The organism is Hydrogenophaga sp. PML113 (genome assembly GCF_001777155.1).
In the GTDB taxonomy this organism is placed as follows: Bacteria; Pseudomonadota; Gammaproteobacteria; order Burkholderiales; family Burkholderiaceae_C; genus Hydrogenophaga; species Hydrogenophaga borbori.
The window spans coordinates 148,287-168,581 of record NZ_MIYM01000010.1 but is presented as its reverse complement, the minus strand read 5'-3'; the positions used below and the strand labels follow the sequence as shown (position 1 = coordinate 168,581).

The 20,295-nt window shown below is 70.3% G+C and carries 20 protein-coding genes; 12 read left to right on the top strand and 8 right to left on the bottom strand.

Annotated features, from left to right (window positions below; all coding sequences use genetic code 11):
* From BHU06_RS18415 to BHU06_RS18390, 6 genes are all read left to right on the top strand, one after another.
* On the top strand, window positions 1–212 hold a 212-nt coding region (locus BHU06_RS18415), incomplete at its 5' end, for an electron transfer flavoprotein subunit alpha/FixB family protein (protein WP_217494356.1).
* A gap of 95 nt (window positions 213–307) precedes the next feature.
* Complete coding sequence (locus tag BHU06_RS18410; RefSeq protein ID WP_070400665.1) at window positions 308–2,095, top strand: acyl-CoA dehydrogenase; 1,788 nt, start codon at window positions 308–310, stop codon at window positions 2,093–2,095.
* Between the two features lie 33 nt (window positions 2,096–2,128).
* On the top strand, window positions 2,129–3,109 hold the full coding sequence (locus BHU06_RS18405) for a nitronate monooxygenase family protein (RefSeq protein ID WP_070400664.1): 981 nt from the start codon (window positions 2,129–2,131) through the stop codon (window positions 3,107–3,109).
* A 121-nt stretch (window positions 3,110–3,230) separates the two neighbouring features.
* The gene (locus BHU06_RS18400) at window positions 3,231–3,587 is read left to right on the top strand and encodes a helix-turn-helix transcriptional regulator (protein ID WP_070400663.1); all 357 of its coding nucleotides are present in this window, start codon (window positions 3,231–3,233) and stop codon (window positions 3,585–3,587) included.
* Entirely contained in the window at window positions 3,584–4,117 is a 534-nt protein-coding gene (locus BHU06_RS18395) for an SRPBCC family protein (protein ID WP_070400662.1), read from the top strand. The genes BHU06_RS18400 and BHU06_RS18395 overlap by 4 nt, the downstream gene beginning before the upstream one ends.
* A gap of 131 nt (window positions 4,118–4,248) precedes the next feature.
* A complete protein-coding gene (locus tag BHU06_RS18390) occupies window positions 4,249–5,970 on the top strand; it encodes a hypothetical protein (RefSeq protein ID WP_070400661.1) in 1,722 nt (573 codons plus the stop codon).
* Window positions 5,971–6,006: 36 nt separating this feature from the next.
* Here the strand turns inward: BHU06_RS18390 and BHU06_RS18385 are convergent, their stop codons facing one another.
* Together BHU06_RS18385 and BHU06_RS18380 are read right to left on the bottom strand one after the other, a co-directional pair.
* A complete protein-coding gene (locus BHU06_RS18385) occupies window positions 6,007–8,343 on the bottom strand; it encodes a penicillin-binding protein 1A (RefSeq protein ID WP_070400660.1) in 2,337 nt (778 codons plus the stop codon).
* A 94-nt stretch (window positions 8,344–8,437) separates the two neighbouring features.
* On the bottom strand, window positions 8,438–9,475 hold the full coding sequence (locus BHU06_RS18380) for a LacI family DNA-binding transcriptional regulator (RefSeq protein WP_070400659.1): 1,038 nt from the start codon (window positions 9,473–9,475) through the stop codon (window positions 8,438–8,440).
* 182 nt (window positions 9,476–9,657) lie between these two features.
* Between BHU06_RS18380 and BHU06_RS18375 the strand changes: the two genes are divergently transcribed.
* The 4 genes from BHU06_RS18375 to BHU06_RS18360 are packed head-to-tail and all read left to right on the top strand — an operon-like array spanning window position 9,658 to window position 13,016.
* Complete coding sequence (locus BHU06_RS18375; protein WP_070400658.1) at window positions 9,658–10,194, top strand: gluconokinase; 537 nt, start codon at window positions 9,658–9,660, stop codon at window positions 10,192–10,194.
* Window positions 10,191–10,670 carry a TRAP transporter small permease gene (locus BHU06_RS18370; protein ID WP_070400657.1) on the top strand — a complete coding sequence of 160 codons (480 nt, stop codon included), beginning with the start codon at window positions 10,191–10,193 and terminating at the stop codon, window positions 10,668–10,670. The genes BHU06_RS18375 and BHU06_RS18370 overlap by 4 nt, the downstream gene beginning before the upstream one ends.
* On the top strand, window positions 10,667–11,944 hold the full coding sequence (locus BHU06_RS18365) for a TRAP transporter large permease (protein WP_070400656.1): 1,278 nt from the start codon (window positions 10,667–10,669) through the stop codon (window positions 11,942–11,944). The genes BHU06_RS18370 and BHU06_RS18365 overlap by 4 nt, the downstream gene beginning before the upstream one ends.
* Before the next feature lie 55 nt (window positions 11,945–11,999).
* Window positions 12,000–13,016, top strand: a complete 1,017-nt coding sequence (locus tag BHU06_RS18360) for a TRAP transporter substrate-binding protein (RefSeq protein WP_070400655.1) — start codon at window positions 12,000–12,002, stop codon at window positions 13,014–13,016.
* A 59-nt stretch (window positions 13,017–13,075) separates the two neighbouring features.
* Here BHU06_RS18360 and BHU06_RS18355 read toward each other — a convergent pair whose 3' ends face one another.
* A complete protein-coding gene (locus tag BHU06_RS18355; RefSeq protein WP_070400654.1) occupies window positions 13,076–13,735 on the bottom strand; it encodes a hypothetical protein in 660 nt (219 codons plus the stop codon).
* 227 nt (window positions 13,736–13,962) lie between these two features.
* Here BHU06_RS18355 and BHU06_RS18350 point away from each other — a divergent pair, with 227 nt between their 5' ends.
* The gene (locus tag BHU06_RS18350; RefSeq protein ID WP_070400653.1) at window positions 13,963–14,460 is read left to right on the top strand and encodes a VOC family protein; all 498 of its coding nucleotides are present in this window, start codon (window positions 13,963–13,965) and stop codon (window positions 14,458–14,460) included.
* A 22-nt stretch (window positions 14,461–14,482) separates the two neighbouring features.
* Here BHU06_RS18350 and BHU06_RS18345 read toward each other — a convergent pair whose 3' ends face one another.
* The 3 genes from BHU06_RS18345 to BHU06_RS18335 all read right to left on the bottom strand — a co-directional run bounded on the left by BHU06_RS18345 (window position 14,483) and on the right by BHU06_RS18335 (window position 17,972).
* Window positions 14,483–14,911, bottom strand: coding sequence for a VOC family protein (locus BHU06_RS18345; RefSeq protein ID WP_070400652.1), 429 nt, complete (start codon window positions 14,909–14,911; stop codon window positions 14,483–14,485).
* A gap of 87 nt (window positions 14,912–14,998) precedes the next feature.
* A complete protein-coding gene (locus BHU06_RS18340; RefSeq protein WP_070400651.1) occupies window positions 14,999–15,985 on the bottom strand; it encodes an FAD:protein FMN transferase in 987 nt (328 codons plus the stop codon).
* Window positions 15,966–17,972 carry a PepSY domain-containing protein gene (locus tag BHU06_RS18335; RefSeq protein ID WP_254668200.1) on the bottom strand — a complete coding sequence of 669 codons (2,007 nt, stop codon included), beginning with the start codon at window positions 17,970–17,972 and terminating at the stop codon, window positions 15,966–15,968. Before BHU06_RS18335 ends, BHU06_RS18340 begins: the two co-directional genes overlap by 20 nt.
* A 131-nt stretch (window positions 17,973–18,103) precedes the next feature.
* Between BHU06_RS18335 and BHU06_RS18330 the strand changes: the two genes are divergently transcribed.
* Window positions 18,104–18,589, top strand: a complete 486-nt coding sequence (locus BHU06_RS18330; protein ID WP_070400650.1) for a hypothetical protein — start codon at window positions 18,104–18,106, stop codon at window positions 18,587–18,589.
* Here BHU06_RS18330 and BHU06_RS18325 read toward each other — a convergent pair.
* Together BHU06_RS18325 and BHU06_RS18320 are read right to left on the bottom strand one after the other, a co-directional pair.
* Complete coding sequence (locus BHU06_RS18325) at window positions 18,558–19,454, bottom strand: 2-hydroxy-3-oxopropionate reductase (protein ID WP_070400649.1); 897 nt, start codon at window positions 19,452–19,454, stop codon at window positions 18,558–18,560. The genes BHU06_RS18330 and BHU06_RS18325 overlap by 32 nt on opposite strands.
* Before the next feature lie 26 nt (window positions 19,455–19,480).
* Window positions 19,481–20,272 carry an HpcH/HpaI aldolase/citrate lyase family protein gene (locus tag BHU06_RS18320; protein WP_070400648.1) on the bottom strand — a complete coding sequence of 264 codons (792 nt, stop codon included), beginning with the start codon at window positions 20,270–20,272 and terminating at the stop codon, window positions 19,481–19,483.
* Window positions 20,273–20,295 lie beyond the last annotated feature (23 nt).

Below are 20,295 nucleotides of genomic sequence, written 5' to 3'. Positions count from 1 at the left end.
TGCAGGTGGGCCAGACGGGCAAGATCGTGGCGCCGCAGCTCTACATCGCCGCCGGCATCTCGGGCGCCATCCAGCACCTGGCGGGCATGAAGGACTCCAAGGTGATCGTGGCGATCAACAAGGACCCGGAGGCGCCGATCTTCAGCGTAGCCGACTACGGCCTGGAGGCCGATCTGTTCGAGGCCGTGCCCGAGCTGGTCAAGGCGCTCTGATCCGAAGAGCACCCCAAGGGCATCGCGTGCGATGCCCTTTTTTTGCATCGCGCCGACCGTTTTCCGTGTGGGCGCACCCCTGGAGACATTGAGCCATGAGCTACACCGCCCCCGTCAAGGACATGCTGTTCAACATCGAGCACCTGGCGCGCATCGACCAGGTGGCTCAACTGCCCGGTTTCGAGGACTCGGGCCTGGAGACCGCCCAGGCCGTGCTGGAGGAGTGCGCCAAGCTCAACGAAGGCGTGGTGGCGCCGCTCAACCGCGAGGGCGACCTCAAGCCGTCCTCGGTGAAGGACGGCGTGGTCACCACCACGCCCGGCTTCAAGGACGCCTACCGCCAGTACGCCGAGGGCGGCTGGCAGGGCCTGCAGCACCCGGTGGATTTCGGCGGCCAGGGCCTGCCCAAGACCATCGGCTCGGCCTGCGGCGAAATGCTCAACAGCGCCAACCTGAGCTTCGCGCTGTGCCCCCTGCTCACCGACGGCGCCATCGAGGCCCTGCTGACCGCCGGCAGCGATGAGCAGAAGGCCACCTACCTGCACAAGCTGGTGAGCGGCGAGTGGACCGGCACCATGAACCTCACCGAGCCGCAGGCCGGCTCGGACCTGGCCGCCGTGCGCACGCGCGCCGAACCGCAGCCCGACGGCACCTACAAGATCTTCGGCACCAAGATCTTCATTACCTACGGCGAGCACGACATGGCCGACAACATCGTGCACCTGGTGCTGGCGCGCGTGACCGGCGCGCCCGAGGGCGTCAAGGGCATCAGCCTGTTCACCGTGCCCAAGTTCCTGGTCAACCAGGACGGCAGCCTGGGCGCGCGCAACGACGTGCACTGCGTCAGCATCGAGCACAAGCTGGGCATCAAGGCCAGCCCCACGGCCGTTTTGCAATACGGCGACAACGGCGGCGCGATCGGCACCCTGGTGGGCCAGGAGAACCGTGGCCTCGAGTACATGTTCATCATGATGAACGCCGCGCGCTACGCGGTCGGCGTGCAGGGCATCGCCATCAGCGAGCGCGCCTACCAGCAGGCTGTGGGCTACGCGCGCGAGCGCGTGCAGAGCCGCCCGGTGGACGGCAGCATGAACACCGCCGCGCCCATCATCCACCACCCCGATGTGAAGCGCATGCTCATGACCATGCGCGCCGCCACCGAAGGCTGCCGCGCCATGGCCAGCGTGGCCGCGGCCGCCTACGACGCCGCGCACCACCACGCCGACGCCGAGGTGCGCCGGCAGAACCAGGCCTTCTATGAGTTCCTGGTGCCGCTGGTGAAGGGCTACAGCACCGAGATGAGCCTGGAAGTCACCAGCCTGGGCGTGCAGGTGCACGGCGGCATGGGCTTCATCGAGGAGACCGGCGCGGCCCAGCACTACCGCGACGCCAAGATCCTCACCATCTACGAAGGCACCACGGCGATCCAGGCCAACGACCTGGTGGGCCGCAAGACCGCGCGCGACGGCGGCACCGTGGCTAAGGCCATCGCCGCGCAGATCCGCCAGACCGAGGCCGAGCTCGCCAAAGGCAGTGGCAACGCCCAGGCCGTGGGCAAGCGCCTGGCGGCCGCGCGCGAGGCCTTCGAGCAGGCGGTGGACTTCATCGTCGCCAACACCAAGGGCAACCCCAACGCCGCCTTCGCGGGCAGCGTGCCCTACCTCATGCTGGCGGGCAACCTGGTGGCGGGCTGGCAGATGGCGCGCGCGCTGCTGGTGGCCGAGGCGCTGTCGGCCAAGGGACAGGACAAGGCCTTCATGGACGCGAAGATCACCACCGCGCGTTTCTATGCCGACCACATCCTCAGCCGCGCGCCGGGCGTGGCCGCCTCCATCGTCGACGGCGCCGAGGGCGTGACGGCGATGGCCATCGAAGCCTTCTGAGCGACACCGACCGATCCCCTTCACGGAGACAACATGCCTGCACCCGAGCGTTACCTGCCCCCGGTCCTCAAGAACCTCAAGTTCCCGGTGATCGGCTCGCCGCTGTTCATCATCAGCAACCCCAAGCTCGTGCTGGCGCAGTGCAAGGCCGGCGTGGTGGGGTCGATGCCGGCGCTCAACGCGCGCCCGGCCTCGCAACTGGACGAGTGGCTGGCCGAGATCACCGAAGGCCTGGCCGCGCACAACAAGGCCCACCCCGACCACCCGGCCGCGCCCTTCGCCATCAACCAGATCGTGCACAAGAGCAACGACCGGCTCGAGCACGACATGCAGCTGTGCGCCAAGTACCAGGTGCCCATCGTCATCACCAGCCTGGGCGCGCGCGAGGACGTGAACCAGGCCGTGCACGCCTGGGGCGGCATCGTCATGCACGACGTCATCAACAACGTGTTCGCGCACAAGGCGATCGAGAAGGGCGCCGACGGCCTGATCCCGGTGGCCGCGGGCGCGGGCGGCCACGCCAGCGTGAAGAGCCCCTTCGCCATGGTCCAGGAGATCCGCGAGTGGTTCGGCGGCCCGGTGGCGCTGTCGGGCGCGATCGCTTCGGGCGGCGCCATCCTGGCCGCGCAGGCCATGGGCGCGGACCTGGCCTACATCGGCTCGGCCTTCATCGCCACCCACGAGGCGCGCGCGGTCGAGGGCTACAAGCAGATGATCGTGGACAGCAACTCCGACGACATCGTCTACAGCAACTTCTACACCGGCATCCACGGCAACTACCTCAAGGGCTCCATCCGCAACGCCGGCATGGACCCGGACAATCTGCCGCAGAGCGACCCGAGCAAGATGAACTTCGCCACCGGCGAGGGCAGCAACGCCGCCAAGGCCTGGCGCGACATCTGGGGCTGCGGCCAGGGCATCGGCGCCATCCGCGAGGTGATGGGCGCGGGCGAGCTGGTGGCGCGCTTGCAGCGCGAGTACGCCGAGGCGAAGGCACGGCTCTGCGCGGCCTGAGCGGGCGCGCCCTCCCTGAACAGCCGGCCTCGCGCCGGCTTCTTTTTTTTGGCGTCGCCGTTCGTCAGAAAGATAAACCGAGTGGTTGAGTATTTATCGGGCCGCGATTAAATTCAATCACATGGTTGAACAACATTCCTCCGCCGATCTCGACGCCGTCTTCAAGGCCCTGGCCGACCCCACCCGCCGCGACATGCTGCAGCGCCTGGCGGGCGAGGCGCTGTCGGTGAGCGAGCTGGCCGCGCCGCTGGACATGTCGCTGGCGGCCGCCTCCAAGCACATCCAGGTGCTGGAGCGCGCCGGCCTCGTGCGGCGCACGGTGCAAGGGCGCACGCACACCTGCCGCCTCGAGGCCGGGCCACTGCACGCGGGCATGGAGTGGTTGCGCCACTACGAGCGGTTCTGGACCGAGCGGCTCGACACCCTCGAGCGCCTGGTGCGCGCCGCGCCTTCATCCCCCCAACGGAGAAAACCATGACGACGGATTCCCTCTACGGCGAACGCTTGTCCAACGACACCGTGCGCATCGAACGCCAGCTGCCCGGCTCGGTCCAGGACATCTGGGCCTGGCTCACCGAGAACGACAAACGCGAGCAATGGATGGCGCGCGGCACGCTGGAGCTGCGCGTGGGCGGCGCGGTGCGCCTGGAGTTCCGCCACAAGGAGCTGACCTACGCCGACGACCCCGCGCCACCCCGGTACGCGGACATGGCCGACAGCGCACGGTTGACCGGTGTGGTGACGGCCTGCGAGCCGCCGCGCCTGCTGGCCCACACCTGGGGCGACCAGGGCGAGGTGCGCTACGAGCTGAGCGAATCGGGCGGCGGCGTGCGCCTGGTGGTCACGCACCAGCGCCTGCGCGGCCTGGAGGACATGCTCAGTGTCTCGGCCGGCTGGCACGCCCACCTGGACCTGCTGGTGACGCGGGTGCGGGGCGAGGCCCGACCGCGCTACTGGGAACTGCACACGCGGCTGGAGGCGGAGTACGCGCGGCGGCTGGCCGGCTGAGTGGCGCGTGCGGCAGGCGGGGACGGGTTCTTTGGGTTCGCTCAAGCCGGGCGTGTCGGGGGAACGAACCGCCCACCGCGGCAACGCAGGGCGGGTTCGATTCCCCCCACGCCCGTTCCCCTGCGACCGCCATGCACCGCTTTCAACGATCGCTCTCGTCCGACCGCCTCACGCGCACCACCGATCCGCAGCGCCGAGCGCCCTCCCGCGACGGTCCCTCCCACCCCGGCGCGCAACCGATCCGCATCGACGGGCCGAGCGCGGTCGACGCGCTGGTCCAGTCCCTGCAGCGGGCCGACGCCGAGGTGCCGGCCCTGCACCTGCACCTGTCGGTCCATATCGACGCCTCGGCGCTGGCGCCGTTGCTGGCCACCCTGGACTCCCTGGTGGCGCAAGGCCGGCTGGTGGGTCTCACGGTCACGGTGGACCACGACATCCAGCGGCCGATCCCCGCGCCCCTGCGCTGGGCGCTCGCCGGCTCCAAGGCCTGCCTCGTGTTGAGTGGCGCTTCCGTGCGCCCCTTGATCGTGGGCGACCCGGCCTGGGTCCGGAACCCGCCCGACCCGACGCTCGCCGACTTCTTGAACATGGCGCTGTGCGACGTGCGGGGCCGTGCCCTGGAAATACAGGCGGCCAGCGTGCTGTCGACGCTCGCCATGAAGACCCCCGGCGAAGACGCGCTGCTGCGCGCCGTGGCGGTGCTCAGCCCCGGCCACCAGTGGCGTCTCGCGGCCTTGCCCGATGCGGGGGCGTACACGCGCCTGACGAATGCCCAGGTGCCCCTGTGCCTGAACCTCTCGCTCACCCCCGCCACCATCGGGCCGCTGGCCGAGTGGCTGGCGACGCCCCATCCCCTGCTGCATTCGATCGAACTGCGGGTGAGCGGGCGCCTGGACGGGCAAGCCTGGATGCTGCTGTGGACCCGGGTGGTGGGGCAGCCCTCGCTGCGCCACGTCGAGGTGGAGATCCAGCCCCAGGCGGTGGTGGACGGCTGGGCGGCGCCCGAAGGGCTCCCCCTGCGGCCCATGGCCCGTGTGCCGACGGTCCGGCTGGGCGTGGACGGCGCGGACGAGGCCCCGCTGGCGGCCTGGCTCGTGGAATGGCTGCACCCCCTGAACCTCACCCTGGGCACCCACCGGGTGGACACCACCGTGGCGCTCCTCCAGGCCCTGATGAATCCGGAGCGGCATGACACCTTGCGCGAGCTGAGGATCGTCTGCTGCGGTGGCATGCCGGGGCCGCGCGATGTGGGGCTGGTGAAAACACTCATCACCTTCCTCCAGACCTTCGACCGGGTCCGCGCCGTGTACATGAGCCTGCCCCATCCTTTGCCGGGGGGCGCGACACTGCAGGCCCTGCGCGCGGTGGTCTGTCAGAACCTGCTGCTGGGGAGCACGCACCTGGTTTCCGGCGGACCGTCGCCTTGGTCCGGTCTCAGGGACGTGTTCATCAAGCCCTTGTGGCGTGGCCTGGGCCGGGGCGACTACTTCCTGGCCCACTGCGTGGGCGGGCTCAGGGCCTTCTTCTTCTTCCACCTGCACAACGATCCCGATCTCGCCGACGGCTTCGTGCAGCAGGAGTGGCTGCCCATGAGCGATCAGGTGTCGCTGAGCGGGGTGTCCTTCGCCACGCGCCGCGCGGCCATCGGGCACCGCAGCGAAATCCATGCGCAGGAGATCGTGCGGGTGATGCGCCTGGGGCTGCTCGACCCGTCCACCCTGCGCGAACTGCTCACGGGGCCGATGGAAGAGATCGACCCCGACCTGGTGCTGGCGGTGTTCCTGCAGCTGTGTGACGCGAGGGAAGACCCCGACCTCTGGCGCCTGTTGGACGAGGCCACGACCGTTGGCTGAGCGGCCAAGGCCCCGGTGGCGGGGCCGCGGCCGGTCTCACTCGCCGGGCGGCGTCGGCCGCGTGCCGCTGCGCAGCCAGTTGCCGATGGAATCGAAGAGCTTGCCGATCTCGCCGCCGAAGTTCGTCTTGTACTGGGTGCCGGCGGTGTCCGAGATCTGCGACACCCAGCCGCCGTCGCGCCACTCGGCGTACAGCCAGTCATCGCCTTCGCGCACCAGTCCCTCGGGCGGCGCGGGCACCGGCACCACCGGCTGGCCCTTGAGCGCCGCGCCCATGTAGTCGATCCAGATCGGCAGCGCCGCGCGCCCGCCCGATTCGCTGCGGCCCAGGCTGCGCGGTTGGTCGTAGCCCACCCACACGGTGGCGGCCAGCGTGGGCTGGTAGCCCGCGAACCAGGCGTCCACCGCGTCGTTGGTGGTGCCGGTCTTGCCATAGACGTCGGTGCGCTTGAGCACGGCCTGCGCGCGCGCGGCGGTGCCGCTGCGCGTCACCTCGTTGAGCAGGCTGCCCATCACGTAGGCGTTGCGCGCCGGGATGGCGCGGTCTTCTTCGGCCAGTGGCGCGGCGGGGGGCGCCTCGAACAGCAGCTTGCCCTGCGCGTCGGTGATCTTCTCGATCACCACCGGCGAGACGCGCCAGCCGCCATTGGCCAGCGTGGCGTAGGCCTGCGCCATCTGCAGCGGCGTGACGCTGCCGGTGCCCAGGGCCAGGGTCAGGTCGTCGGGCTGGCGCGCGGGGTCCAGTCCGAAGCGGGCGAGCCACTCGCGCGCGGCCGGCGTGCCGGTGTGCTGCAGCACGCGCACGCTGGCCAGGTTGCTGGAGCGCGCCAGCGCCTCGCGCACGCTGATCGGCCCCTGGTGCTGGCCGTTGCTGTTGGACGGGCTCCAGCCATTGGCGGCGGTGAAGGGCAGGTCGTCCACCACCGTGGCCGGCATCACGCGCGACTCCAGCGCGGCCGAGTACAGCAGCGGCTTGAGCGCCGAGCCCGGCTGGCGCCAGCCCTGCGTCACGTGGTTGAAGGGCTGGCGCGTGAAGTCGAAGCCGCCCACCAGCGCGCGGATGCGGCCGGTGCGCGGGTCCATGGAGACGAGCGCGGCCTCCGCCTCGGGCCATTGCGAAATGGCCCAGACATCGCCCTTCCTGTCCTTGGTCTTGCCGGTGCTCACCACACGCACGATGGCGCCGCGTTCGATCTTGAGGGGTGCCTTGGCCTTGGCGTCGAGCCCGCGCTGCGCCCAGCGCAGGCCCTCGCCTTGCACGCTGATGCGTTCGCCGTTGGCGAGCTGCACCCGCAGGGCCTTGGGGCTGGCCTCGAGCACGATGCCCACGCGCAGGGTCTCGTCGTCGCGGTGGTCCTTCAGGGCCTCGGCGGCGGCGCGTTCCAGCTCGGCGCCATTGCCGGCGGGCAGGGTTTCCTTGTCTTCCGGCCCGCGCCAGGCGCCGCGCCGGTCGAAGGCCAGCACGCCGCGCTGCACGGCCGCGTGTGCCGCGCGCTGATCGGCCGCCAGCAGCGAGGTGGTCACCCGCAGGCCCTTGGAATAGGCCTCGGTGCCGAAGCGCTCCACCACCGCCTGCCGCGCCATCTCGGCCACGTGCGCCGCGTGCACGCTGCGCTGGCCGGGCGTGCGCAGGCGCAGCTTTTCGGCCTTGGCCTGGGCCAGCTGTTCGTCGGTGATGGCGTCGGTGGCGCGCATGCGCTCCAGCACCACGCGCTGGCGCTGCGTGGCGCGCTCCAGGTTGGCCACCGGGTTGGCGTAGTACGGGTTCTGCGGCAGGCCCGCGAGCATGGCGTTCTCGGCCAGCGTGAGCTTGTCCAGCGGTTTGCCGAAGTAGGTTTGTGCGGCGGCGGCGAAGCCGTAGGCGCGCTGGCCCAGGAAGATCTCGTTGAGGTAGATCTCCAGGATGCGGTCCTTGGAGAGCTCGTTCTCCAGCTTGAGCGCCAGCCAGATCTCCTTGGCCTTGCGCTCGGCCGAGAACTGGCGCGTGAGCAGCATGGTGCGCACCAGTTGCTGCGTGATGGTGGAGGCGCCCTGCTTGCGCCCGCCGGTGATGGCGGCCACCAGCGCGCGCGCCATGCCCTTGGGATCCACGCCGGAATGCTCGCGAAAGCGCGCGTCTTCCACCGACAGCACGGCCTGCTGCAGCTGCAGGGGGATGCGCTCCAGCGGCACGTACTCGCGCCGCTCGGCGCCGAACTGCGCGATCTCTTCGCCATCGGCCGTCAGCACCTGCAGGGGCAGCTTGGGCTGGTAGTGGACGATGGGGTCGAGCGAGGGGAGTTCGAAGGCGGGGGCGCTGGCTGGCAGCGCGGCGGCGATCGCGGCGACGAGCGCCAGGGCGAGCGTCGCCCGGCGGGGGAGGGTCGAAAACATGGGCCGGAATTGTCCAATGCCCAGGTTAAGACGGGTTAAGGCGGCCAGCGGCACTGGTTGCGAGCTGTAACAAGGCCGCCGGGCCGCGCCGGGTTCAGCTGCTGCCGCGCACCACCAGCTCGAACCCCAGGTCGGCGCTGTTGGTGGGCACCGCCTCCCCGCGCAGCAGCGACAGCAGCATGCGCGCGCCCGTCTCGCCGATGGCGCGGCGCGGCGTGCGCACGGTGGTCAGCGGCGGCAGCATCTGGTCGCTGCCCGACAGGTCGTTGAAGCCGGCCACGGCCAGCCGCTGCGGCACGCTCACGCCCAGGCGCAAGGCCGCGAGCAGGCCGCCCTGCGCCAGGTCGTCGTTGCAGAAGAAGACCGCGTCCACCTCGGGCCGGGTGCGCAGCAGGTCCTCCAGCAGCTCGCCGCCCAGGCGCATGGACGAGGGCTGGGGGCTCAGCAGTTCGAGCCGGGCGTCGTACAGGCCGGCCGCGCGCAGGCAGCGGCGGTAGCCCTCGGCGCGCTGCAGCACGCGCGGGTCGAGCTGCGCGGCCACGAAGGCGATGCGCCGGCGCCCCCGGTCCAGCAGGTGCTGGGTGATGGCGTGGCCCGCGTCCTGCTGCGAGAAGCCCACGCAGTGCACGCCGGGCGCCTCGGTCAGTTCCATCAGGTACACGCAGGGCATGCCGCTGGCCGCCACCATCTGGCGCGCGGCCTCGGTGCGGTCGAAGCCGGTGAGCAGCACGCCGGCCGGGCGCTGCGCGAGGTAGCTGCGCAGCAGCTGCTCTTCCTCCATTGGGTCGTAGTGCGTCACGCCGATCAGCGGCTGGTAGCCGTGCGGCAGCAGCACGCGGTGCACGGCCTCGATCACGTCCACGAACAGGGCGTTGGACAGCAGCGGCACCAGCACCGGCACCTGGGTGCCGCGCGCCGAGGCCAGGGCGCGCGCGGCCGGGTCGGGCACGTAGCCCAGGCGATCGGCGGCGGTCTTCACGCGCTCCACCAGCTCGGCGGCCACACCGCGCTCGCCGCGCAGCGCGCGCGAGGCGGTGATGGGGCTGACCTCGGCCTCGCGGGCCACGTCCTGCAAGGTGATGCGCCCGCTGGGGCGGCGGCGGCGTTCGGTCGGCGGCGGGGTGGGGGGCAAGGGTTTTCCCTGTCGATGGGTGGTGCGGATCGGCAATAGGATAGCGCTACCATAGCGGCCTTCGCATCCGGATTCGCCCTGATCATCACACAGTTCAGAGCGATCCCCGAGTGAACGCGACACCCGCAGACGGTCCTGTTCCCAGGGCCGTTTCTTTCGGATTCATTGGACAGCGCTACCAAATGGCTTTGAACCCTGTTCCCACCCGCCTCGTCGTCATGGGCGTGGCCGGTTGCGGCAAATCCAGCCTCGGCCAGCAAAGCGCTGCCGCGCTGGGCCTGCCGCTGCTGGAGGGCGACGATTTCCACCCGCCCGCCAACCTGGCCAAGATGCGCGGCGGCATCGCCCTCAGCGACGAGGACCGCGCCGCCTGGCTCGACACCCTGGCCGCCCAGCTCGCCGCGCGCGCCGACGGCGTGGTGCTCACCTGCTCCTCGCTCAAGCGCCGCTACCGCGAGCGCCTGCGCGCCGCGGCCCCGGGCCTGCGCTTCGTGTTCCTGCAACTGAGCCGCGAGCAGGCGCGCGATCGCGTGGCCACGCGCCCCGGCCACCTGTTCCCGGTGAGCCTGGTCGACAGCCAGTTCGAGGCGCTGGAAGATCCTTCGCTGGAGCCCGGCGTGCTGGCGCTGGATGCCATGCGCCCGCTGCCCGAACTCGTGAACGCCGTGGCGGACTGGGTGCGCGCCGTGCCCGCGCCGGACGAGGAGGTGCGCGCATGAAAGCCCTGAACGCGATCAAGCACCTGGCCGAGGGCCTGCTGGCCCTGTGTCTGCTGGGCATGGTGGTGGCGGTGTTCGGCAACGTGGTGCTGCGCTACGTGTGGGGCACGGGCTGGGTGGTGTCCGAGGAGCTGTCCCGCCTGCTGTTCGTCTGGCTGGTCTCCGTCGCGGCCACGCTGACCTTCGCCGAGGGCAAGCACCTGGGCTTCGATCTGGTGACCACGCGCCTGAGCGGCAAGCCCGCGGCGGCCCTGCGCTGGCTCACGCGCGCGCTCATCGGCCTGTCGCTGTACTACCTCATCGCCGGCGCCTGGGCCCAGGTGGTGGTGGGCATGAACAGCCGCAGCCCGGTGATGAACTACCCGCTGTCGCTGGCGGCGGGCGCCATCTTCGTGATGGGCGTGTGCATGGCCCTGCTGCTGGCGCTGCAGGCCGTGAACGAGCTGCGCGGCGGGCGCGAAGGAGGTGCCGCATGACCATCGCGCTCTTCCTGCTGGTGCTGTTCGCCGCCATGACGGTGGGCGTGCCCATCGCCTTCGCGCTCATGCTCACGGCGCTGGCGCTGATGGTGCAGCTCGACTTCTTCGACGCCCAGCTGCTGGCGCAGAACGTGCAGGCCGGCTTCGACAGCTTCCCCCTGCTCGCCGTGCCCTTCTTCATCCTGGCTGGCGAGCTCATGAACGCCGGCGGCCTGAGCCGGCGCATCATCGACCTGGCCCGCGCCTTCGTGGGGCACATCCCGGGCGGCCTGGGTTACGTGGCGATCGCGGCCTCCGTCATGCTGGCCTCGATGAGCGGCTCGGCCATCGCCGACACCGCCGCGCTGGCCACGCTGCTGCTGCCCATGATGCGCCAGCAGCGCTACCCCGAGGGCACCAGCGCCGGCCTCATCGCCTCGGGCGGCATCATCGCGCCCATCATCCCGCCGTCCATGCCCATGGTGATTTACGGCGTGACCACCAACACCTCGATCAGCAAGCTGTTCCTCGCGGGCATCGTGCCTGGCCTGCTGATGGCGGTGAGCCTGGTCCTGGTGTGGCGCCGCGTCTCGCGCAAGGAACAGCTGCCCGTGGCCGAGAAGACCAGCTGGGCGCAGCGTCGCGCGGTGCTGAGCTCCAGCATCTGGGCGCTGTTCATGCCGGTGATCATCATCGGCGGCCTTCGGCTGGGCCTGTTCACGCCCACCGAGGCGGCGGTGGTGGCGGCCGTGTACGCGCTCATCGTGGCCATGTTCGTGTACCGCGAGCTCAGCGTGGCGGGCCTGTACCGCGTGTTCGTGGACGCCGCCCGCACCACCGGCGTGGTGATGTTCCTGTGCGGCGCCGCCACGGCGGCCAGCTACATGATCACCCTGGCCGACCTGCCCAACGAACTGGCCGGCGTGATGGGCCCCCTGCTGCAGAACCCCTACCTCTTCATGGCGGTGGTGGCCGTGTTCCTGCTCGCCGTGGGCATGGTGATGGACCTCACGCCCACCATCCTGATCCTGGCGCCGGTGCTCGCGCCGCTCGCCGCCAAGGCCGGCATCGACCCGGTGTACTTCGGCTTCGTCTTCATCTTCATCGGCTGCCTGGGCCTGCTCACGCCGCCCGTGGGCACGGTGCTCAACGTGGTGGCCGGCGTGGGCGGCCTGCGCATGGAGCCGGTGATCCGCGGGGTGATGCCCTTCCTGCTGGTCTATGTCGCCATGTTGGCCTTGCTGATCGGCTTCCCCGCGATCGTGTTGCAGCCACTCAAGTGGATGTTCTGAACCCCTTCCCGTTTTCACCCGACGGCGCACGCCGCCAACAACCCAGGAGATGACCATGAAATTCAAGCAACTCGCCATCACGCTGTCGGTGGCCCTGGCCACCGTGGCCGGCGGCCTGGCCCACGCGCAGGACTTCAAGCCGCGCATCATCCGCTTCGGCTACGGCCTCAACGAAGACTCCAACCAGGGCCGCGCGGTCAAGCTGTTCGCGCAAGAGGTGGAGAAGGCCTCGGGCGGCAAGATGCGCGTGCGCGCCATCGGCGCCGCCGCGCTGGGCTCGGACGTGCAGATGCAGCAGGCCCTCATCGGCGGCGCGCAGGAAATGATGGTGGGCTCCACCGCCACGCTGGTGGGCATCACCAAGGAAATGGCCATCTGGGACACGCCCTTCCTGTTCAACAACGCCCAGGAAGCCGACGCCGTGCTCGACGGCCCGGTGGGCCAGAAGGTGATGGACAAGCTGCAGGAGAAGGGCCTGGTGGGCCTGGCCTACTGGGAGAACGGCTTTCGCAACCTCACCAACAACAAGCACGCCGTGGCCAAGCTGGAAGACCTGGACGGCATCAAGCTGCGCGTGATGCAGAACAACGTCTTCATCGACAGCTTCAAGACCCTGGGCGCCAACGCCGTGCCGCTGCCGTTCTCCGAGCTGTTCACCGCGCTGGAAACCAAGACCGTGGACGGCCAGGAGAACCCGTACAACACCATCCTCTCCAGCAAGTTCTACGAGGTGCAGAAGTACCTCACCGTGACCAACCACGTCTACAGCCCCTGGATCGTGACCGTGAGCAAGAAGTGGTGGGACCAGCTGAGCGCGGCCGAGCGCAAGGTGCTGGCGGACGCCGCCAAAGTGAGCCGCGACTTCGAGCGCAAGGACACGCGCGCCGAGGCCGACAAGGCCCTGGCCGAGCTCAAGGGCAAGGGCATGCAGATCAACCAGCTCAGCCCGGCCGAGGCCAACCGCATGCGCGAGAAGCTCAGCGCGGTGAACGCCGGCATCGCCAGCAACGTGGGCGAAGACCTGTGGAAAGAAACCCAGGCCGCCGTGGCCAAGGCGCGCGGCGGCAAGTAAGCCGCCTGCCGCAGCAAAAGCCGGCCCTCGGGCCGGCTTTTTTCATGCGTGCGTCGCGCTCATTTCGCGGGCCGTACGCGCGACAGCAGTTCGGCGTCGAGCACACCCGCCCCTTGCGGATGGGTGGCCGGCCGCTCCACATGGCGTTTGATGGTGGCCAGACCGTCCTGGGGCGCGCTCCAGCGCGTCTCGACCTCGCCGAAGCTGTCGGTCCACTGCAACTGCCACGCCTTGAAGGTGCCGGCGGGCACGGTGACGTCGCCATAGGACAGCACCTTCCACTGGATGGTGTTCTTCATCTTGCCGCCCGTGGCAAAGAGGGTCAGCTCGTGGCTGGACGTCCAGGTCTTGCCGACCTCCAATGGCCACCGGTAGCCAATGGGCGGGTTGAACGCCATCAGCGGTGTGCCGTCGGGCCGCAGGGTGGCCAGCTGATCGAAGCTGACCGGGTCGTACAGACCCACCCCCGCCTGTGGCGAGCCGAAGGCCACCACGGGTTGGCCCTGCCAGGTGGCTGGCGCATGGGTCCACACCACCGTGCCGTCAAAGTTGCCCAGGCTGCCCGAGCTCTTGCGGTGGTAGGTGGTGACGGTGCCCATGGGGTCGACCACCATCCTGTCCGCCACGGGCGGCGCGCTGGCGCAACCGGTGGCCAGAAGAATGGACGCCGTCGCGGTGACGGCCAGCAGCGAAACGGAAACGGTGCGTCGGGTGGGCATGGTGCCTCCTGGGGTGGATGGGTGGGGCCGGGATGTCTTTCCTGCCGTGTGCCACTCTAGGTGGGCGTGCACCCGCCAATCTGACGCGCGTCAACGAACCGCACCGCCGTGCGCGCGCAGGCGGGGATCGCCGAGGCGGGTTGATGGGCGTCAAGTCGCGGGCCCTGTAAGCTGGGCCCCGCAACGCCGTGCGGGGCGTGCCCGCTCACAGCATCAGGAGACGCTGAATGCCCGCCAAGAACACCATCTGCCTCTGGTACGAGCGCGACGCGCTCGACGCCGCGCGCTTCTATGCCGCGACCTTTCCCGACAGCGCGGTGGGCCGCGTGATGCACGCGCCCGGCGACTACCCGTCGGGCCAGGCGGGCAATGTCCTCACCGTCGAGTTCACCGTGCTGGGCATTCCCTGCCTGGGCCTCAACGGCGGCCCCGCCTTCCAGCAGAGCGAGGCCTTCTCATTCCAGGTGGCCACCGACGACCAGGCCGAGACCGACCGCCTGTGGAACGCCATCGTGAACAACGGCGGCCAGGAAAGCGAATGCGGCTGGTGCAAGGACAAATGGGGCGTGTCCTGGCAGATCACGCCGCGGGTGCTGACCGAGGCCGTCAACGACCCCGACCGCGCGGCCGCCAAGCGCGCCTTCGACGCCATGATGACCATGCGCAAGATCGACGTCGCGGCGATCGAGAAGGCCTGGCGCGGCGAGGCCCGCCCGGCGCGCTGAAACCGGGCGAGCGGGGCCGGCTTCAGAAGCGGATGCTGACCGAGGCCGCGCTGCGCTCGGCCTCGCCGTGGTACACGGCCTCGATGTTGTTGCCGTCCGGGTCGAGCACAAAAGCCGCGTAGTAGCCCGGGTGGTAGGGGCGCTCGCCAGGGGCGCCGTTGTCGCGCCCGCCATGGGCCAGGGCGGCCTTGTGAAAGGCGTCCACCGCCGCGCGGCTGGCGGCCTGGAAGGCCAGGTGGTGGCGGCCGGTGAGATGGCCTTGCGCGGCGATGCTGTCGGCGGTGGAGACGAAGAGCTCATCGGCCCAGAAGTAGCTGTCGTCGCTGCCGCCGATGGGAATGCCCAGGGTGTCGAGGACGGCGGTGTAGAAGCGCTGCGAGGCCGCGAGGTCGCGCACCACGAGCTGGATGTGGTCGATGAGCCGGCCACGGTGCAGTTGCTGGGTTGCCATGCGGGAAGCCTCCTTGATGGGTTCGGGCGAAGGGGCATTCTGGCGGCACCGGGCCCTGGCGTCATCCCCGCGGGGCGCGCTCGAAGGTCATCCGTTGGCCGGCTCTGCGGATTCGCCCAACCGGCCCAGCCCCAGCGCCACCAAGCCTTCTGCCCTGCGCAGCAGGAACAGCGCATCCAGTCCCATGCGTTGTGCCATGGCCAGACCGTCGTCGGGACCCGCCACCAGCAAGGCCGTGGCCCAGGCGTCTGCGTGCATGCCAGTACGCGCCAGCACGGTGACCGACGCCACCGCGTTGTTCACCGGCGCCCGGCGGCGCGGGTCCATGGTGTGGGCCAGGCGCGCATCGCCCACCCGCAGGAAGCGCCGATAGTCGCCCGAGGTGGCCACCGCCAGGTCTTCCAGCTCGATGACACCGTGCACCGTGCGCAGCCCCACCTCGGGGCGTTCGAGCGCCACGGCCCAGGGCGCGCCGCCGGCCTGGCGACCCAGGGCGCGCAGCTCGCCGTCCAGCGCGGCCAGTGCGTGCCGCACGCCGTGCTGTTGCAGCACCGCGACCATGCGGTCCACCGCGTAGCCTTTGGCAATGCCGCACAGGTCGAGCTGGAGGGGCGTGCTCTTTCGGGCACGGCCGGCGGACCGTTCCAGCTCAAGGCCTGCGTGCGCCGTGGGCGGCCTGGGCTGGCGCGCGGCGCGGATGGCATCCGCGTCGGGTGCGTCGCGCACCGCGCCGAAGCCCCAGGCGTCGACCAGGTCCCCCACGCAGGGATCGAACGCACCCGCACTCAGGCCCTGGACATCGAGCGCGCAGTCCAGCACCTCCAGCATTTCAGCGGGCAGGTCCACCCAGCGGCCCACAGGCGCGCGGTTCAGGCGCATGAGGTCGCTGTCCGGCTTCCAGGGCGACATCTGTTCGTCTACCTGCGCCACGGCAGCCGCAAGGTCCAGGCGCAAGGCCGCCAGGTCCAGGGTGTTGTCGGTGTCGAGCGTGGCCGACCAGCGCGTGCCCATGGTCGGGCCGTGCAGGGTGGTGTGCCTGCCCGTCACAGCCGCTTCAGAAGACGTCTTCGGCATAGCGCTCGCTGGCTTTGAGTTGGGCCACGCTCAGCCGCAGTGGCGCCAGCACCGCGTCCAGCGCCTCGGCGACGCCCTGCGCCATGGCGCGGCCGCCGCAGACGCGCACGATGGCGCCCCGTGCGACCTGCTCGCGCAGCTGTTCGGCGTCGCGTCGCAGGGCATCCTGCACATAGCCCCCACCGTCGGGCACCCGGGAGAAGGCCGTGTGCAAGGTGGTCAGGCGCCCCTCCGCGAGCCAGCGCTGGATGTCGGGGCCGAAGTAGAAGTCCCGCGCCGGGTCGCGCCCGCCAAAGTACAGGTGCATGGGGCGGTGCCTGTGGTTGCGGCGGATGAACCCGGCCAGCGGTGCCACGCCGGTGCCCGCACCGATCAGCAGCACGGGCCGGCGCGTTCGCGGCAACGAAAAACCCGGGTTGACCCGGATGAAGGCGCTGACGCCGTCCCCCAGCTTCAGGCCCAGCAAATGCGTGGAGCACAGGCCGCCGGCCATCTGACGCACGCAGATTTCCAGGAAGCCATCTTGCTGGCCCGAGGCCAGCGAGTAGTAGCGCGGCACGGCCGACCCCGGCGGCAGGATGCCCACGAGGTCGCCCGCTGCAAACCGCGCCAGGCCGTGCCCGCGCAGGCGCTGGCCCAGGCGCTGTGCCGGCCACGCAAAGCGCAGGATCGCCGTGGCCGGCCCGGCGCCACCGTTGTAGTCCCGGCGCTCGATCAGCGTGAGCGTCGTGGTGGGCGGAACGCGCGGCACATGCTCCAGCACCAGCGGTTTGCCCAGCGCCTGTGCCAAGGCAAGGCCCCAGCGCGCGAACTGCTGGCTCGATTGCCGGTGGATGCATTCGAGCGGCAGCAACGAGGGCCAGCCCTGCGCGCGCAGCGTCTGGTCCAGCGCTTGCGCAAAGGCGCAGAAGGCCGGGAACTGCCGGTCGCCAAAGCCCAGCACCGTCACTGGCACGGCGCCGGCCTTGAGCTGGGCGATGCGCGCCAGGGCATGGCTGGCGTGGGTCGGGGCCTGGCCTTCGCCATAGGTGGCCGCCAGCACGAACACCTGCCGCGTGGCGGCGGTGGTTTGAAAGTTCTCCAGCGCGCTGGTGTGCACGCGCAGGCCCAGCTGGCTCAGCGCGTCCTGCAGCGTTTGTGCAAAGCCCCAGGTGCTGCCGCCTTCGCTGGCCACGTAGATCAACACGTCGGCCTGTGCCAGCGGGGTGTTGCCCGTGATCTTTGGCGCCTGGCGGCGGGCTTGCCACCAGATGACCACGCCCGACAGCCAGAACAGCAGCACGCTGGCGCCCACGGCTCCGAGCACCACGGCCCAGGGCCAGGCCGATTCGCCCGTGTGCAGCACCACGGCCAGGTCGTACACGCGCTGCGCCACGGTGGCTTGCTGCCAGGCCAGCATGTGCCCCGAGTACCGGTCGATCCAGCCTTGACCGTGGGCCGTGGCGACTGTCCAGGTGTCCTCTGGGTCGGTGGTGCCGGGAACATTCAGCTTGCGCAGGTCCCGCACGGCCATGGCTTGAAGCGGGGCCAGCTGGGCGGCGGGCAGCGCCGGTTGGCCGGTGGCCACCGACAGCACGTCGGGCTCTGTCCCCGCGTCCAGCGCGACCAAGCCCAGGGTGGACGCGCTCATGGTCAGCGCCGTGAGCGATGTGAGGCTCAGGACCACAAGCACCACCCGGCCGGTGACCACATGAATGCGTTGCGCCAGTGAGCCGCGCACCCGCGCCCCCAGGCGCCGCCAGCCCCCCATGCGGCGCAGCAGCAGCACCAGGGCAGAGGCGCACACCAGGCCCATGGCCAGCGCAACGCCCGCCGCACCCCAGCGCCCCGCATCGCCCAACAGCAGCGAGCGGTGCAGGTTCTTCACCCAGCGCGGCAGCGCCGAGGCTTGCCACGCGCCCAGCACCCGGCCGTCGGCCGGGTCCACGTAAGACGCCTGCGGCTGGTCGCCTGCAAAGCTGAACACCACGATGGCGCCCGAGGGCATCCGCCCCTGGAGAGGCGCTGCTGTCGCCCCACGGTCTCATCTGCAGAATTTCGTGAGCCAGTTGGTTGCTCAAAACATACCAACCCCCCAACTCCCGCTGGCAACACTGGCTGCTCTTTGGGAGTTCGCAAGTGTTCATCACCGCCCCCGGCCTCGTCCAGCACCTCCACCCCTCTCAGGTCGCCCCGCGCCAGACGCACTGGCCGGCCATCACGCTCGCGCTGGAGCGGCCCTGGTACCTGCTGGTTCACCGGGTTTCGTGCAAGGGCCAGACCTTGTCGCAGACCTCGCTGGTGGCCTGGGACACGACGCTGCTGGACCTGCTGGCCCGCATTCCCATGGCCGACCTCAGCGGCATCGCGCGCCTGGAGCGGCGCCACGATGCGGGCCCCAGCTGGGCCCTGGAGTGGATCAGCGCGCTGTGGGCGCCCGCGCCGGGTGAGTCGCCGGCCCTCGGCCCCTTGCTGTTCCAGCTGGGCACCGACCCGCAGCTGCGCACCACCGATCTGCAGCCCGTGGGCGAGGCCGCGGGCCGGCGCCTGCTGTATGAGGCGCCTTCCTCGCCGGCCCCGTTCGGGGGCTGGGTCAGCCCTTCGCCACCGGGTGCTCGGCCATGATCTCCAGCGCCTGCACCAGCGCCGAATGGTCCAGCTCACCCAGGCTGTGCGCGGCGCAGGCCTGCATCAGCTGCGCGGCGTTGGCAGTCTGCGGCAGGGCCACGCCCAGTTCGCGCGCGCCTTGCAGCGCCAGGCCCAGGTCCTTCTGGTGCAGCTTGATGCGGAAGCCCGGGTTGAAGGTGCGCTTGATCATGCGCTCGCCATGCACTTCCAGGATGCGGCTGGAAGCGAAGCCGCCCATGAGCGCCTCGCGCACCTTGGCCGGGTCGGCGCCGGCCTTGCTGGCAAAGACCAGGGCCTCGCCCACGGCCGCGATGTTGAGCGCCACGATGATCTGGTTGGCCACCTTGGTGGTCTGGCCGTCGCCGTTGCCGCCCACCAGGGTGATGTTCTTGCCCATGCATTCCAGCAGCGGCTTCATCCGCTGGAACACGGCCGCATCGCCGCCGCACATGATGGTGAGCGTGCCGGCCTTGGCGCCCACTTCGCCGCCCGAGACGGGCGCGTCGATGTAGTCGGCGCCGAGGGCGTTGATGCGCTGGGCGAAGTCCTTGGTGGCCATGGGCGAGATGGAGCTCATGTCGATCACCACCTTGCGCTCGCCAGCGTGGCCTTTCAGGCCTTCGGCCACGCCGTGTTCGCCGAACAGCACGGCCTCCACGTCGGGCGTGTCGGGCAGCATGGTGATGATGACCTCGGCCTCTTTCGCCACGGCGGCGGCGTTGGCCGCGCGCACGCCGCCGGCGGCGGTGATGGCCTCGGGCACCTGGCGGCGCGTGTGCACGGTGAGCTGGTGGCCTTTGTTGAGCAGTTGCAGGGCCATGGGCGTGCCCATGATGCCCAGGCCGATGAATCCGACTTTCATTCGAGTGTTCCGTTGAAGGGAGGGGGTCAGTAGCCGTTGGCGGGCTTGCTGGTCTTCATGCCGCCGCGCATGGTGGTGACGACCTGCTGCGCGCCCGCGGCCATGAGCCGCGCGTCGGAGCTGACGGTGACGAACTGGAAGCCCATGGCGATGCGCTGGAGCGCGGCCTCGGGCGTGCCGTTGTGGATGCCGGCCACCACGCCGTGCGCCTTGGCGCGCGCCAGGATGTGCTGCACGGCTTCGGCGGCCTTGGGGTCCAGGTCGTCGAAGGTGGGCTTGCAGCCCAGCGCGAGCGAGAGGTCCGAAGGCCCGATGTAGACCGCGTCCAGGCCCGGCGTGGCCAGGATGTCGTCCAGGTTGTCCAGCGCCTGCGCGGTTTCGATCATGGCGAAGGCGACGATGGTGTCGTTGGCGTGCTGGGGGTAGTCGGCGCCGCCGTAGAGCAGGGCGCGCACCGGGCCGAAGCTGCGCGTGCCGCGCGGCGCATAGTGCGTGTAGGCCACCAGCTTCTCGGCGTCGGCGCGCGTGTTCACCATGGGGCAGATGACGCCGTAGGCGCCGGCGTCCAGCGCCTTCATCAGGATGCCGGGCTCCAGCCAGGGCACGCGCACCACGGGCACGGTGTTGGTGGTGCTCACGGCCTGCAGCATGGGGACCATGGCCTGGTAGTCCACCACGCCGTGCTGCAGGTCGATGGTGAGCGAGTCCCAGCCCTGGTGGGCCATGGTCTCGGCCGAGAAGCTGTTGGGGATGGCGAGCCAGCCGTTGACGGCGGCGCCGCCCTGGGCCCAGATCTCGCGCAGTCGGTTCGGTCGCATGCGGTTGCCTTGTGGGGGTGTGG